The sequence below is a fragment of the Chromobacterium alticapitis genome, assembly GCF_002924365.1.
Taxonomy (GTDB): domain Bacteria; phylum Pseudomonadota; class Gammaproteobacteria; order Burkholderiales; family Chromobacteriaceae; genus Chromobacterium; species Chromobacterium alticapitis.
This window is the reverse complement of sequence record NZ_PQWB01000033.1, coordinates 1-14,788: the sequence shown is the minus strand read 5'-3', so window position 1 is coordinate 14,788 and position 14,788 is coordinate 1. Positions and strand designations below refer to the sequence as shown.

Sequence of the window (14,788 nt, the reverse complement as noted above, 5' to 3'; positions counted from 1 at the left end):
CATGCGCCCTCCATGCTCCGCTATGCCGCGCCGCGCCGCGATCGCTCTGCTGGCCGCCTGCCTGATGGCCGCGCCCAGCCAGGCCCGCTCGCTGGCGGACATTCTGAAAACCCGCCAGTTGCGGGTCTGCATCGCGCCCATCCATGCCGCCGTGGCTCTGGCCACACCCAAGGATTGCCGCGACCAATGCGTGTTCAGCGGCCCGGTGTACGAAGAGGTTCAGGCGTTTGCCCGACACCTGGGCAAGGACATCCGGGTCAAGGCGCTGCGCGTCGAATGGGATGAACAGTTTTTCGACAAAAACGGCAAGACCGACCGCGAGGCCAGCTACACGCCGCAGTTGCTGGCCAGCGGCGCTTGCGATTTCTACCCCAGCCGTCTCACCAAAACCGCTTGGCGTCTGAAAAAACTGGACTTCGTCACCTTGTTTCCCAGCCGCATGATGGTTCTCGCCAACAACGCCATGCATGGCCGGCTCAAATACGGCGCGCAGTTGGCCGGGCTGCGCGCGGCGGCGGAAAAAGACACTTCTTATCACAGCTGGCTGCAGGAGCAGAACCGCGCGGCCTTCGCCGCCAATCCCATACAGATAGAACTGATGCCAACTGTGGAGGGTCTGCAGGCGCTGAATACCGGCAAGGTGGATTTCATGCTGCTGGACGCCGACATGGCCATCTGGCACACCCACCACCAGTTGAAAAATACCTATGTCGCCTTTCCGGTCGGCCCCAAAGACGAAATCGGCTGGGCCTTCCGCAAGGACGACAAGGATCTGCAGGCTGCAGTGGCCAAGTATTTCGACGAGCAGCGGCAAGACCCCGACTCAGCCTTCAACCAGATATGGCTGCGCTACCACGGCCGCTCGCTGACCGATTTCATCGCCCTGCTGGCGGCGGTGGACTGAGCGCAGGCCTCTCCTCCGGCATCGCATGGAGACCTCGATGAACCCCAGCCTCCCGCTAGCCCTCCTGTTGGCGCTAACGCTGCCCGCCCAAGCGCGTCCGCTATCTGAAATCATCAAGACCCGCGAGCTGCGCGCCTGCATCGTGCCCTACCACCCATCCTCCGCCACCGCCACGCCGGCGGACTGCCGCGAAAAATGCCACTTCACCGGCCCGGTCTACGATGAGGTGGCGGCCTTCGCCCGCCACCTGGGCAAGCATATCCAGCTCAAGACGCTGCGCGTCGAATGGGACGAACAGTTTTACGACCAGAACGGCAAAGTGGACCGCGAGGCGAGCTACACGCCCAAGCTGCTGGCCAACGGCAGCTGCGACGTTTTCCCCAGCCGGCTCACCAAGAACGCCTGGCGGTTGAAGAAAATGGATTTCGTCACCCTGTTCCCGAACCGCATGATGGTGGTGGCCAACGTCGCGCTGAAAGGCCGGCTGCAATCGGCAAGCCACCTCGCAGGACTGCGCGCCGCGGTGCTGGACAACAGCTCCTACTCCACTTGGCTGCTGGAGCAGAACCAGAAACGCTACTCGGCCAAACCCGTGCGCGTGGCCCTGATGAGCGTGGAGGACAGCCTGCGCGCGGTAGACGCCGGCAAGGCGGACTTCACTCTGCTCGACTCCGACATCGCCATCTGGACCACCCGGCATCAGTTCAAGCACGCCTACGTCGCCTTCCCGGTCGGCGACAAGGACGAAGTGGGCTGGGCCATGCGCAAGGAGGACCAAGACCTGCAGGCGGCCGCGGCGGCATTCTTCGCGCAACAGAAGCAAAGCGAGAACTCGGAGCTGAACCGCATCTGGACGCCCCACTATGGCCTGAGCCTGAGTCGCCTAATCACCCTGGTCAACTCCACGCAATAGACGATGCCGCCTTCCATCCCCGCTTTGCGCGCCCGCCTCAGGCACTCCATCCGCGCCAGGCTGATCGCCATGACCTGCCTGATCGTGGTGGGCGTGATCACCTCCCTGACGCTGGTCATCGCGCTGGCGGCCGCCGGCATGCTGCGCCAGGGGGCGGAAAGGCACCTGGCGCAGAACCTCGAACAAAGCGCGGCGCTGATGAGCAATTTCCTCGCGGTGCGCGAATCCAATCTCAATCTATGGGCGGCCAATCCGCTATCCGAAGCCATGTTCAGCGACCCGGCGCTGGCGGCGGTGTTCTCTCCCAGCCTGGGCAACTACTTCGCCAGCGCGCGCGCGCGCGAACCTTGGATCTCCCACATCCTGCTGATGCGTGGCGAGCAGGTGGTCTACGACGACAGCGGCGCCTTTCAAACCGCACCCGGCGCGGCCGCGGTGTCCCGCTGGCTGAAGACTTTGCCTTACGGTGGCGTCGCCGTGCTGGACCTGAAGCGGCTCAACGGACGCTCCGCTGGGCAAGCGCTGGTGCTCAAGCGTCCGCTGATCAAGGAAGGCGCGGCGCTGAAAGGCGCCTTCATCGCGCTGCTGCTGGACCTGAACCAGGTACAGGCCGCATTGTTCCAGCACACGCTCATAGGCGACCATGGTTTCGTCGCGGTAGCCGCCGAGCTGCCCGGAGGCGGCGTGGCGCTGCCCGCGCGAATCGAGGCCGGCGCGGAATCGCAAACAGACTTCCGCGACGCCACGCGCCGGCTTTCCCGCCTAGCGGACTTGCCGCCGCAATTCGGCTCGCTGGTCATCCGCCAGCGAGTGCTGCCGCACAGCCCGATCGCCATCGTCGGCGTCGCCTCGCGCAATGACATCAGCGAACCCATCGCCCGCCTCATCCTGTACTCCGGCGCTTGCGGACTGCTGGCGCTGCTTGCTGGCGCGTTCTGCGCCATCGTTTACTCCGAGAGGCTGACCCAGCCCATACTCGAGCTGGCCCAGGCCGCGCGAGCGTTGAAACTGGGCAATCTGACAGACCCGATCCGTTGCGCCAGCGAGGACGAAATCGGACAACTGGCCCAAAGCCTGGAAACCACCCGCCAAGCGCTGGCCGGACTGGTGGCCGACCTGGAGCGGCGCGTCAGCCAGCGCACATGGGACCTGTCGCAGAAAACCGAAGAAGTGGCGCAGCTGCTGGACAACTCCGGCCAGGGCTTTCTTTCCTGCGGCGCGAACTTGCTGGTCAACACCGGCTACAGCCGGGAATGCGCGCGCATCTTCGGACAGGAAATCCAGGGCCGGCCGCTGCCGGAGCTGCTGGCGCCCAGCCAGGCCAAGCAGAGGGAGTTCATCGCCAAGACCTTGCGCCTGGCCATCGCCAGCGACGACGAATTGCGCCGCGACGCTTACCTGAGCCTGCTGCCCGCCGAATACCTGCTGAGCGAGCGCAGCCACCGCGCGGAATACCGGCCCTTGAGCCAGGGCAGAATGATGCTGGTCCTCACCGACATCAGCGCGCAAAAAAAACTGCAAGCCCGTCTCGCGGGTGAACGGCAATGGCTGGCCTTCATCGTCAACGCGCTGGAAAACCGAGATGAATTGCTGGAAATACTGCGGGATTTCGATGATTTCCGCCGCCGTTCCCTGCCAGACCTGCTGAGCTTCCAGCAAGACGCCTCCATCTTGCTGGCCGAGCTGTTTCGCCGCATCCACACGTTCAAGGGTTTATTCGCCCAGGCCAGCCTGCCCATGCTGCCCAGAGCCCTGCACGCGCTAGAGGACCGGCTGAGCGAATTGCGCGAGGGCGATGCCGGCGTCAACGACATCAAGCGCATCCTGGCGGAAGCGGAGCTGGGGCCGTCGCTGGAAGCCGACCTCGCCGTGTTGCGCGAAAAGCTGGGCGCGGACTATCTGCAGTACCAGCGCCAGCTCCGCGTGCCGGTCTCGACCCTGAACGCGCTGACAGTTGAGGTAGAAACGCGTTGCGGAACGACCTCCCGCCTAGCCGCCCTGGTTCGACAATTGCGCTATGAGCCGCTGCGCCGCCTGATCGAGCCGCACTTCAAGGCGGCCCAGCAGCTCGCCCTGCGCCAAGGCAAGCTGCTGGTGCCGCTGCGATGCAAGGGGGACGATCCGCTGGTGGATCCCGTCCGCTACGGCGCTTTCTGCAAAACGCTGATCCACGTCTTCCGCAATGCCGTCGATCACGGCATAGAAGACCCGGACACCCGCCTGCTGGCTGACAAGAGCGAAGCCGCCGCCATTGAATGCCGCATCGAAGCGGCTGCGTGCAAGCTGGTCCTCTCCATCGAGGACGACGGCCGCGGCATCGATCCCGCCGCGGTGCGAGCCGCCGCGCGCGCTCGCGGCCTGCTGGCCGCAGACGCCGAGCCCGACGAAGCCGAAACGCTGCGCTTGGTCCTGGCGGACGGCCTGTCCACTCATGCCTCGCCTGATGCCCTATCAGGACGCGGCGTAGGCCTGTCCGCCTGCTACCAGGAGCTGTTGCGCCTGGGCGGCGAGTTGCATATCGCATCGGCCATTGGCCGCGGCGCGCGGCTGACCTTCAGCCTGCCCTACGAGCCGCCGCTCAAGCTTGCCGCGGAAGCCGCGCCGCTGCCGGAGAACGCGCCGCTGCTGGACGCGCTGGCGCAGGTGGCCACTGACTTCTGCCAACGCCATCTGGGGCTGGACGTCGCGATGGACCAGACTGGCGGCCTACCCTTGGCCGCCTCGGATCTGCTGGATTTCACCGCGCTGGTGCCGCTGGGCAGCGGCCTGAATCTCGCCATGGGCATTTCCCTCGAGCGGCCGCTGCTCAGAGAGATGACCCGCCGCTTCGAACCCGACTGCGGCGACGCGGAAATCGCCCAGCTCGCCGACAGCGTAGGCGCGGAAATCGCCAACATCATCGTAGGCCGGACCACGCCCTATCTGACCCACCTGGCCCATCGCGTGGCCATGGGCACCCCCGAGGTGCTGGGCCTGGATGCGAGCCGCCTCCTCGACCGGGCTGGCGGCATGGGCCGGCGCGGCCGCGCCGACGCCGGCCGCTTCCTGGTGTTCTGCCTGCCGCTCCCCGCCTGAGCCGGCGCTTCGCCGCTTGATCCAAGCCAATAAATGCTTCATTTAAGCGATGCGGCGGCCATCGCCCTAGGTATCATTTCGCAATATCCGGATTTGCTTATTGACATGAAGCCATCTCGCCATCGTCTAAAAGCGCGGCCGCCACATTACAACAATGGCATAATAACAACCTGAAACTTTGGATGACAGGCTGCCGCAGAGCGGCCGCAGGAGACAATGACATGTTTATATCGGTAGCGAAGTTGACGCGTTTCCTCAAACCGCTGGCGGACGCCACCCGCGACGGCGTGGACCTCACCGTCGAGCTCGACGAAAGCGGCAGGCTGTCCTGGGCGGCGCAGCGCATCAAGGGCCTGCTGCAGCGCTTCCACGCCGCCCTGATCAAGATTGCGGACACCGCCATTCTGCTGTCGCAGCAGGCGCCGGAGCTGGCCCGCCTCTCCCGCTTGATGGAAGAACGCTCCAACGCGCAGCAACGCAACGCGGAAAGCATAGCCGAGGCCAGCCGCATGCTGGCCACCACGGTGGACTCCATCACCCAAAGCGCCAGCGAGGCCTCTGCCTTCTCCCGCCAGGTGGCCGACGCGACGCGCAACGCCAATGAAAGCGATCAGCAAAGCCGCCGCCAGATTCAATCCATAGGCGACAGCGCCGCCGAACTCGAAACGCAGATGAACCTGCTCAAGTCCAGCTCCGCCTCCATCGGCGAAGTGGTCGAGTTGATCAAGCACATCGCCGACCGCACCCGCCTCTTGTCGCTGAACGCCGCCATCGAGGCGGCCCGCGCGGGCGAGCAAGGCCGCGGCTTCGCCGTGGTCGCCGACGAAGTACGCAAGCTGGCGGACCAGACCACCACCGCCACCCAGAACGTGGAGGAACTGCTCGCCACCATCCAGGAGCAGGTCGCCACTTCTGACAAAACCATGGCCGCCATGTCGGAGCAGGTCCGCGCCGGCATCGCCGTATCCCAGACCGCAGGCGAGTCCATCGAAGCCGCTTCTCGCGATATCGGCACCCTGATAGACCATGTCAGAGTGATCGCCGAGGCCAGCGGCTCGCAGAACGACAAGGTCCACGCCATCGCCGGCCAGATCGGCGCAGTGGTGGAAAGCTCGCAGCAACAGCTGGTGGATGCGCGCGAACTGGCTGGCCGAGCCAGCCAGGTAAGCTCGCAATGCGATCTGCTGCTGACCGAGGTCGGCGAATTCCGCTTCGAGGGCCATCTGCGCATGCGCCAGTCTGTGGAAAATGCGATCTCGCAATGGAAGTTGAGCCGGCTGGACCCCGACGACCTGGACCGCAAGCTGGTGGAGCTGCATCAGCGCGAAACCGCGTTCGAGATGCTGTGCATCACCGACACCAACGGCCGCCAGATCAGCTCGGATGTCGAGGCCGGCCAGCTCAAACCCGAAGGCCGCAAGAACAACTGGAGCGACCGCCGTTGGTTTCAGCAGCCGGCACGCGAGCAAAGACTGTACGTATCCGATCTGTACCGCTCGGTGGACACCAATCAATATTGCTTCACTATAGGCACGCCGCTGTTCGACCCTCAGGGCAAGCTGCTGGGCGTCATGAGCGCGGACGTGCGCTTCAACCACATCATTTCCGGATAAACCCCGCGCTCGAACACGCCGGCAGCATTCCAGCCAACCGCTTGACACCCGCTTGGGCTAGCTCTTAAATGCGGCCCATGCCAACTGAGAAGAGGAAGGCCGCATGGCTCCGACGACGCTGGGAATCGATCACATCCATGTTTATGTCCGCGACCGCGCGGCGGCTGAGGCCTGGTACGAACACGTGCTGGGACTGACGCGGCTGGCGGCGCTGGCGGCCTGGAGCCAAGACGGCGGACCGCTGACCCTCGCCGACGCCGCGCACTCCATCCATCTGGCGCTGTTCGAGCGCGCCAACCCTGCGCCTGGACCGGCCATCGCGCTGAGAGTGGACGCCGCCGGCTTTCTCGCCTGGCGCGAGCATCTGCAAAATGAGCTGGGCCGCCGCCTGGACGCGGTGGACCACGATCTGAGCTGGTCCATGTATTTCGCCGATCCCGACGGCAACGGCTATGAAATCACCAGCTATGATTACGCCGAGCTGGCGGCTGGCCTGAGCCGCGACGAAGCCTGAAATGACAAACCTCCCGGCGCTTCGCGAGCGGGAGGTTTGTTTTCCCAGCCGGCCCTCAGGCCGGCAATGCCCGCCCATCCGGGCCAGGCTGTCCGCATGCCGCCTCTGCGCGGCACCGTCATTTCGCCCGCCTAATGCGGCACGATGATGGGCGCGCTTTCCCCGGCGTGTTTCTTCTGATGCTTGACCGCCCTCTTTTCCTTCATGGTCATTTGCGGTTGCTTCTTGGCTTCCTTGGTGCTGTGCCGTGCCTTGCTCATGACTCGCTCCTTGGCGTATGCCGGAAATACGGCATCGGCCTCAGTATAGTCCGCCCCGCCCAAGCTGGCGCCCCATCTCATTTAGATATCTCAATCGCATTAAATGCCCTTATCATGACAATGCCGCAAGGCCACGCCATAAACCATAAATCAGGAACCATGATGAAGCATTTTCTGCGCACTTTCGTTCAACTATGCCATAACGCCGGCCGCCCCGGCGCTCGCAAGCTGAAGCAGCGCTGAGTCAGCCAGCGCGCCACGCGGCCGCGCAGCGGGGATGGCAGTTAGCCATGAGCATCTCTCATCCCCTTGCGCGGCCGTCGCTTTGGCAACAGAATGGATACAGTATTCTCATCGGAGCCCGCATGAACACCGTCACCACGCCACAATTGGACACCATTCCGCAACGCATCGCCTCCTTGCGCGCCGCCATGAAGACCGCCGGCGTGGACGCCTGTCTGGTGCCTTCGTCCGACCCGCATCTTTCCGAATACCTGCCGCGGCGCTGGCAGGCGCGCCGCTGGCTGTCCGGCTTCACCGGCTCCATGGGCACGCTGATCGTCAGCGCGGACTTCGCCGGCGTATGGGCGGACAGCCGCTACTGGGTGCAGGCGGAGCAGGAATTGGCCGGCAGCGGCATCCAACTGATGAAGATAGACACCGCCGCCAGCAGCCTGCATCTGCAATGGCTGGCCGATACGCTGCAAGCCGGCCAGACCCTGGCCGTGGATGGCGATGTGCTGGGCCTGGCCGCCGCCAAGGCGCTGCAGGCGGCGCTGGAGCCGAACGGCATCCGCCTGCGCACCGATCTCGACCTGATAGACGCCATCGACCCGGACCGCGCGCCGCTGCCGGCCGCACCCGTCTACCAGCATGACGCCGCCTTCGCGCCGGAAAGCCGCGCCGCCAAGCTCGCCCGCGTGCGCACGGACATGGCCAAGGCCGGCGCTGACCGCCACTTCATTTCCACGCTGGACGACATCGCCTGGCTGTTCAATCTGCGCGGCGCCGATGTCAACTACAACCCGGTATTCATCGCCCACGCGCTGATCGAGGCCGGTTCCGCCACGTTGTTCGTCGCGCCGGGCAAGATAGACGCCGCCCTCGCCGCCCAGTTGGCGGCAGACGGCGTCCAGGTGGCCGATTACGCCGAAGCCAAGCCGGCGCTATCCTCGCTGCCCGACGGCGCGCTGCTGATCGATCCGCGCCGCGTCACGCTGGGACTGCGTCAGGCGGTGGCCGATGGCGTCAAGGTGATCGAGGCGATCAACCCCAGCACGCTGATGAAGTCACGCAAAAGCGCGGCCGAGGCCGAACATGTGCGCCGCGCCATGGAGCAGGACGGCGCGGCGCTGGCCGAGTTCTTCGCCTGGTTCGAAGCCAACGTCAACCGTGCCCGCATCACCGAGCTGACCATAGACGAAGAAATCACCGCCGCCCGCGCGCGCCGCCCAGGCTTCGTTTCGCCAAGCTTCGGCACCATCGCCGGCTTCAACGCCAACGGCGCGCTGCCGCACTACCACGCCACGGAAGAGGCTCACAGCGAGATCAAGGGCGACGGCCTGCTGCTGATCGATTCCGGCGGCCAATACCTGGGCGGCACCACCGACATTACCCGCGTGCTGGCTGTCGGCAGCCCTTCCGACGCGCAGAGGCGCGACTTCACCCTCGTGCTGAAGGGCACCCTGGCGCTGTCGATGGCCCATTTCCCGCGCGGCACGCTGTCGCCGATGCTGGACGCGCTGGCGCGCGCGCCGCTGTGGCAGCACGATATCGACTTCGGCCACGGCACCGGCCACGGCGTCGGTTATTTCTTGAACGTGCACGAAGGGCCGCAAAGCATTTCGCGCGCGGTGCCGGAACCGCATATGGCGATGCAGGAAGGCATGATCACCTCGATCGAACCGGGTGTGTACCGCGCCGGCCAGTGGGGTGTTCGCATCGAAAACCTGGTGCTGAACGTGGCGTCGGAGCAGAACCAGTTCGGCGACTTCCTGAAGTTCGAGACGCTGACGCTGTGCCCGATCGATCGCCGCTGCATTGATTACTCGCTGCTGACCCGGCCGGAAATCGACTGGCTGAACGGCTACCACGCCGAAGTGCGCGCGCGGCTTCTGCCGCTGCTGGACGGCGCCGCCCGCGACTGGCTGCTCGCCAATACCGAAGCGCTGTAAACTACACCTTCGCCGACCACAGGCCATGCTCCGCGCATGGCCTGTTTGTTTTCAAGGAAACATCGATGCCGTTCGACCGCCTGAACGATCTGCGCCTGTTTCAGGACGCCGCGCAACTGGGCAGCTTCTCCGCCGCCGGCCGCAAGCACGGCCTGTCCCCGGCCGCCGCCAGCGCCTGCATCCAGCGCGTGGAAGAAGCGTTGGGCGCGCGGCTGTTCGAACGCACCACCCGCAAGCTGCGGCTGACCGAGGCGGGCGACACCTATCTCGCCTATTGCCGCCAGGCGCTGGAGTTGCTCGAGGAAGGCGAAACCCGGCTGCAAGACGGCCAGCAGGCGCTCAGCGGCCCGATACGGCTGTCCGCGCCGTCCGACCTGGGCCGCAACCTGTTGCTGGACTGCCTGGACCGTTTCTCCGCCCAACATCCCGCCGTGCATTTTTCCTTGTCGCTGAGCGACACCCCGGCCGACCTGATAAGCGATGACATCGATCTGGCCATCCGCTACGGCCGGCCGGCGGACAGCAGCCTGGTGGCCCGGCAACTGGCCGCCAGCCGCCGCGTGGTCTGCGCCGCGCCCGCGCTGCTTCAGCGACTGGGCGCGCCCAGCCATCCGAGCGAGCTGGCCGAACGACCAACGTTGACGCTGGTCACCGGCCACGGCCCGATGAATGATTGGCCCTACCGCGACGGAGGCGAAGCCAAGCTACTGCGGCTGGGCAAAAGCCGGCAAAGCAACGACGGCGAAGTGATTCGCCGCTGGGCGATCCAAGGCCACGGCTTCGCCTACAAGTCGGAACTGGACATCGCCGCCGACCTGCGGGCCGGGCGGCTGGTCACCGTGCTGGATGGCTATTTCGTCGAGCCCGCGCCGCTGCACCTGCTCTATCCGGGACATCGCTTGCAGCCGGCGCGCATCAAACGGCTGGTAGATTTCCTGCTGACGGAGTTGTCGCCGGCCTGACAGCCGGTTTTGCGCAAGAATCCACTGCGCGCGGCCGCAGTCTGCGCTACACTGCCGGCCTGCTTTCAAGACGGAGCCGCGACGAAAAATTCGCAGCCGCGTACACCGTTCGCGGACCTTGCCCGTTATCGAATAACAGACAAAATTCCAGCCGGTTCGCGTCTTGAGTCGCGGGCCGCCGTTTACCGCCAGATTTTCGGAAATACGATGAAGCCTTTCAAACTGCTGAGCCTGGCCCTGGCTCTGCTCTCGCCCTTCTCCCACGCCGCGCTGACCGACAACGACCAACAGCTGATAGACCGCTACGGCGAACAGATTTATCGCAATAGCCGCGCCGTAGGCATGGTCATGGTGGTGGTGAACAAGAATCAGACCGCCCAGCGTTTCTATGGCCAAACCCGCCCAGGCAACCGTACCCAACCTAAAGCCGACTCCTTGCTGCGCATTGCCAGCATCAGCAAGACCATGACCGGCGAAGTGCTGGCCTCCCTGGCCATGCAGCAGCGCGTGCGCATGGATGATCCGCTGCAAAAATACGCGCCGCAGGGCGTGGCGCTGCCGACGGACAAATCCGGCAAGCCCATCACGCTGCTGAATCTGGCCACCCATACCAGCGGCTTCCCGCGCGAGATGCCGGGCGAAAAGCCGCAAGACACTCCGGTATTCGTCTGGCCGACCCAGCAGCAGCGCTGGCAGTGGCTGTCCGGCACCCGCTCCAACTTCGCTCCCGGCCTGCGCGCGCAATACTCCAACCTGGCATTCGACTTCCTGGCCGACGCCATGGCCGCCGCCACCGGCCGGCCGTACGCGGCGCTGCTCAGCGAGAAAATCACCGCTCCGCTCGGCATGCGCGACACCACGCTGACGCCCACGCCCGAGCAATGCGCGCGGCTGATGGAGGGCTACGGCGCCAGCCCCTGCCTAGACACCCGCGCGGCCGGCGGCAGCGGCGGCATCTACTCCACTCCCAACGACATGCAGCGCTGGCTGCAGGACTTGCTCCGCCCGCAGAACGACGCCCGCCGCGAACTGCGCGACCGCATGTTCCACATGTACTTCAAGCGCGATCAACTACGCAGCCTGCGCGGCATGGATGTCGCCGGCAAGGCGGACGAGCTTGGCCTGGGTTGGATCCGGATGGAGGGCACGCCGCAAGCGCCGGAAATCATCCAGAAAACCGCCGGCGGCGGCGGTTTCATCGGCTATGTCGCGCTCGCGCCCAAGCAAGATGTCGCGGTATGGGTGGGGCTGACCCGCACCGGCGGCACCCACTACCAGAATATGAGCGGAGGCGTGAACAAGCTGGTCACCTCGCTGAGCGGCTACCAGCCGGTCTCTGTCGCCGCGCCCGCGCGCGTCCGCGCCAAGCCCGTCAAGGCCAAGGCGCATGCCGTGGCGGCCCAGCCCAAAGCCAAGACCAAAGCAAAAACCAAGAGCCAGACCAAAACCGCCAGCAAGACGAAGACGCCGGCCAAGACTGCCCACAAGCAAGGCCACGTCAAGAAGACAGCGCAATAAGATTGGAGGCGGCCCTCTCGCCGCCTCCAATTCAGCCACGGACTCAGGCATGGCGGACGCTGTCAGCGCGAGCGGGCAATCTCGTCCTTGCGCCTTAGCCGCAGGCCTTTGCGCTACAACAGACCGCCGCCGTCCACGTCCAGCACCGCGCCGGTGAGGAAAGCGTTGCCCATGGCGAACAAATAGGCCTGGGCCAGGTCCTGCGGCCGCCCCACCCGGCCCAGCGGCAAGCCTGACGCGATTCGCGCCAGCGTAGCCTGCCGGCTTGCCGCCTCGCCCCACAACTCGGTATCGACTACGCCCGGGCTCACCGCGTTGACCCGCCGCGGCGCCAGCTCCTTGGCCAGATTCCGGGTGGCCGCCTCCAGCGCGGCATTGACCGTGCTCTTGAGCAGACCGCCCGCGCCGTATTTGCGCGCCAGCAAACCGCTGGTGAAGGTAATGGACGCGTCGGCGGACAAATAAGGCAGCGCCTGCTGAACCGCCAATAAATTACCGAACAGCTTCACCTCGAAGACCTGGCGGAAATCGTCGCGCGTCGCATCCGCCAGCTTGGGCGAGCCGACGCGCGCGCCTGCGGTCAGCACCAGGTGATCGATACCGCCGATGGCGGCGAAGGTTTGACGCAGGCCATCCAGATCGGCGACATCGGCATGCAAGCTCTGCCACGGGCCAGCTTGAGCGATCGAGCGGCCCAGCACGTAGACCTGCGCGCCTGCCTCCGCGGCGGCTAGCGCCACCGCCCTGCCGATGCCGGAAGTCCCGCCCAGCACCGCCACTGTCTTTTGTCTCAGGGAGTCTCCAGATACGCTCATGGCTTCAGCGCTCCCAGTTGCTTCAGCAAGGACAAGTTGTCTTCCAGATGCCAGTTCTCGGCGATGCGGCCGTTCTTCACGCGATAAAGATCGAAAGCCTGGAAGTCCACCGGCTGGCCGCTGCCCTGGATCTCGCCGAAGCGGCCACTGAAATGGCCGGTGAAATGCAGGCGCAATGCCACTCTATCAGCGGCCAGCACCATGTCGGCGACTTCCACCTTGAGGTCCGGCACCGCGGCGCGAAAGGTTTGCGAGGCCTGCAGCGGACCCGCCGTGCCTTGGCGGCGCCCTTCGGGCAGCGTGCTGTCGAGAAAATCAGGATCCAGAGCCAATTCTACGTAGCGCGGGTCGCCGGTGTTCCAGAATGCGGCGTAGCGCAAGGCTGCCAGCTTCACCGCGGCGCTTGCGCCGCCATTGCGATCGGCGAACACCCGCTGCGGCTGGGGCAGCGCCTCGGCGGCCATGACCGAGATGGAAAACAGCGCCAGCGAAACGGCGCCTATCAGATGGGGAATGCGGTTCATATCGACTCCTTGCATGGATTGCCGCCGGCCCGTGCCGGCAACTGGAATCGATTATCGAAATGTTTGTAAAATTTGATAATCCATACAGTACAAGAAGGATTTTATTGATTTATTTGAATATTGAACCTCGCGGGCAAACAAAAAGGCGGCCTAGGCCGCCTTGCTGCTGAATGGAACCCGCGCTCCGCGCGGGCGCCGCTTCAGGCTCGCACGTCTACATTCCGCCCCAGATGCGCGGGATTGGACGCCTGAATCTGCTGCGAGGACTGTTCCGCGCCCTGCAACAGCGACAACGTCGATTGCGCGTCCGCCTGCATCGCCTTCTTCAAGGCGAAAATTTGAGTATTGCTGCTCACGCCCTGGGCGCCCACTTGACTTACCGCATCCATACCCCAACCTCCTGACTGAAACGCGTCGATCTATAAGCAGTCTAGCCGACCGCAAGCCTGCTGTCACAACAAAACTGCTAGAATAGGCGCCAACCCCCACCTTTTTGATGACAGGAAAACACATATGAGCGCAACCCGTCACAGCCCCCTGCTTATCCTCGGCTCCGGCCCGGCCGGCTACACCGCCGCCGTTTACGCCGCGCGCGCCAACCTGAAGCCGGTCGTCATCACCGGCATGGCCCAAGGCGGCCAGCTGATGACCACCACCGACGTGGACAACTGGCCTGCCGACGCGGAAGGCGTGCAAGGTCCGGAGCTGATGCAGCGTTTCCAGCAGCACGCCGAGCGCTTCGGCACTGAAATCCTGTTTGACCACATCCACACCACCCATCTGAGCGAGAAACCGATTCGCCTGGTGGGCGACGCCGGCGAATACACCTGCGACGCGCTGATCATCGCCACCGGCGCCTCCGCGCAATACCTGGGCCTGCCGTCGGAAGAGGCCTTCTCCGGCAAGGGCGTGTCCGCCTGCGCAACCTGCGACGGTTTCTTCTACCGCAACCAGGACGTAGCCGTGATCGGCGGCGGCAATACCGCCGTGGAAGAGGCGCTGTACCTGGCCAACATCGCCAAGCACGTCACCCTGATCCACCGCCGCGACACCTTCCGCGCCGAAAAAATCCTGGTCGACAAGCTGATGAGCCGCGTCGCCGAAGGCAAGATCAGCCTGAAGCTCAACGCCACCCTGGACGAAGTGCTGGGCGACAACACCGGCGTGACCGGCGTGCGCGTCAAGCTGAATGACGGCGGCAGCGAAAACCTGGCGCTGACCGGCGTGTTCATCGCCATCGGCCACAAGCCCAACACCGACATATTCAAGGGCCAGCTGGAAATGGACGCCACCGGCTACCTGATCACCAAGGGCGGCCGCGACGGCAACGCCACCCTGACCAGCATCAATGGCGTATTCGCCGCCGGCGACGTGCAGGACCACATCTACCGCCAGGCTGTGACCAGCGCCGCCTCTGGCTGCCAGGCCGCCCTGGACGCCGAGCGCTATCTCGACAGTCTGAAGTAAGCCGCTGCGCCATGAAGACCTTCAAGGACTCTTTGAAGGGCCTTCGCCA

General features: G+C 64.8%; 13 protein-coding genes. 9 read left to right on the top strand and 4 right to left on the bottom strand.

The window, feature by feature from the left end; translation table 11 throughout:
• From C2I19_RS09525 to C2I19_RS09505, 5 genes are all read left to right on the top strand, one after another.
• Positions 1-904: transglycosylase SLT domain-containing protein (locus C2I19_RS09525; RefSeq protein ID WP_103902473.1), on the top strand; the 904-nt coding region annotated here is incomplete at its 5' end.
• 37 nt (positions 905-941) lie between these two features.
• Positions 942-1,817, top strand: coding sequence for a transglycosylase SLT domain-containing protein (locus C2I19_RS09520; RefSeq protein WP_158253676.1), 876 nt, complete (start codon positions 942-944; stop codon positions 1,815-1,817).
• Positions 1,818-1,820: 3 nt separating this feature from the next.
• On the top strand, positions 1,821-4,892 hold the full coding sequence (locus C2I19_RS09515) for an ATP-binding protein (protein WP_103902471.1): 3,072 nt from the start codon (positions 1,821-1,823) through the stop codon (positions 4,890-4,892).
• Between the two features lie 221 nt (positions 4,893-5,113).
• Entirely contained in the window at positions 5,114-6,505 is a 1,392-nt protein-coding gene (locus C2I19_RS09510) for a methyl-accepting chemotaxis protein (protein WP_158253675.1), read from the top strand.
• 103 nt (positions 6,506-6,608) lie between these two features.
• Complete coding sequence (locus C2I19_RS09505) at positions 6,609-7,019, top strand: VOC family protein (protein WP_103902469.1); 411 nt, start codon at positions 6,609-6,611, stop codon at positions 7,017-7,019.
• A gap of 131 nt (positions 7,020-7,150) precedes the next feature.
• Here the strand turns inward: C2I19_RS09505 and C2I19_RS22725 are convergent, their stop codons facing one another.
• Entirely contained in the window at positions 7,151-7,279 is a 129-nt protein-coding gene (locus C2I19_RS22725) for a hypothetical protein (protein ID WP_255410697.1), read from the bottom strand.
• 389 nt (positions 7,280-7,668) lie between these two features.
• On the opposite strand from C2I19_RS22725, the gene C2I19_RS09495 reads away from it, so the two are divergent.
• The 3 genes from C2I19_RS09495 to ampH all read left to right on the top strand — a co-directional run bounded on the left by C2I19_RS09495 (position 7,669) and on the right by ampH (position 11,933).
• On the top strand, positions 7,669-9,453 hold the full coding sequence (locus tag C2I19_RS09495) for an aminopeptidase P family protein (RefSeq protein ID WP_199181125.1): 1,785 nt from the start codon (positions 7,669-7,671) through the stop codon (positions 9,451-9,453).
• A gap of 65 nt (positions 9,454-9,518) precedes the next feature.
• Complete coding sequence (locus C2I19_RS09490) at positions 9,519-10,415, top strand: LysR family transcriptional regulator (RefSeq protein ID WP_103902466.1); 897 nt, start codon at positions 9,519-9,521, stop codon at positions 10,413-10,415.
• A gap of 207 nt (positions 10,416-10,622) precedes the next feature.
• Positions 10,623-11,933 (top strand): D-alanyl-D-alanine-carboxypeptidase/endopeptidase AmpH, encoded by a 1,311-nt coding sequence (ampH, locus tag C2I19_RS09485; protein WP_103902465.1) that lies wholly within the window; start codon positions 10,623-10,625, stop codon positions 11,931-11,933.
• 113 nt (positions 11,934-12,046) lie between these two features.
• Here the strand turns inward: ampH and C2I19_RS09480 are convergent, their stop codons facing one another.
• The 3 genes from C2I19_RS09480 to C2I19_RS09470 form a co-directional block, all read right to left on the bottom strand.
• Positions 12,047-12,748: an SDR family oxidoreductase gene (locus tag C2I19_RS09480; RefSeq protein ID WP_103902464.1), complete on the bottom strand. Its 702-nt coding sequence runs from the start codon at positions 12,746-12,748 to the stop codon at positions 12,047-12,049.
• Complete coding sequence (locus C2I19_RS09475; RefSeq protein ID WP_103902463.1) at positions 12,745-13,272, bottom strand: ester cyclase; 528 nt, start codon at positions 13,270-13,272, stop codon at positions 12,745-12,747. The genes C2I19_RS09480 and C2I19_RS09475 overlap by 4 nt, the downstream gene beginning before the upstream one ends.
• A 200-nt stretch (positions 13,273-13,472) precedes the next feature.
• Positions 13,473-13,661 carry a putative motility protein gene (locus C2I19_RS09470; protein WP_103902462.1) on the bottom strand — a complete coding sequence of 63 codons (189 nt, stop codon included), beginning with the start codon at positions 13,659-13,661 and terminating at the stop codon, positions 13,473-13,475.
• 124 nt (positions 13,662-13,785) lie between these two features.
• Here C2I19_RS09470 and trxB point away from each other — a divergent pair, with 124 nt between their 5' ends.
• A complete protein-coding gene (gene trxB, locus C2I19_RS09465) occupies positions 13,786-14,739 on the top strand; it encodes a thioredoxin-disulfide reductase (protein ID WP_103902461.1) in 954 nt (317 codons plus the stop codon).
• Positions 14,740-14,788 lie beyond the last annotated feature (49 nt).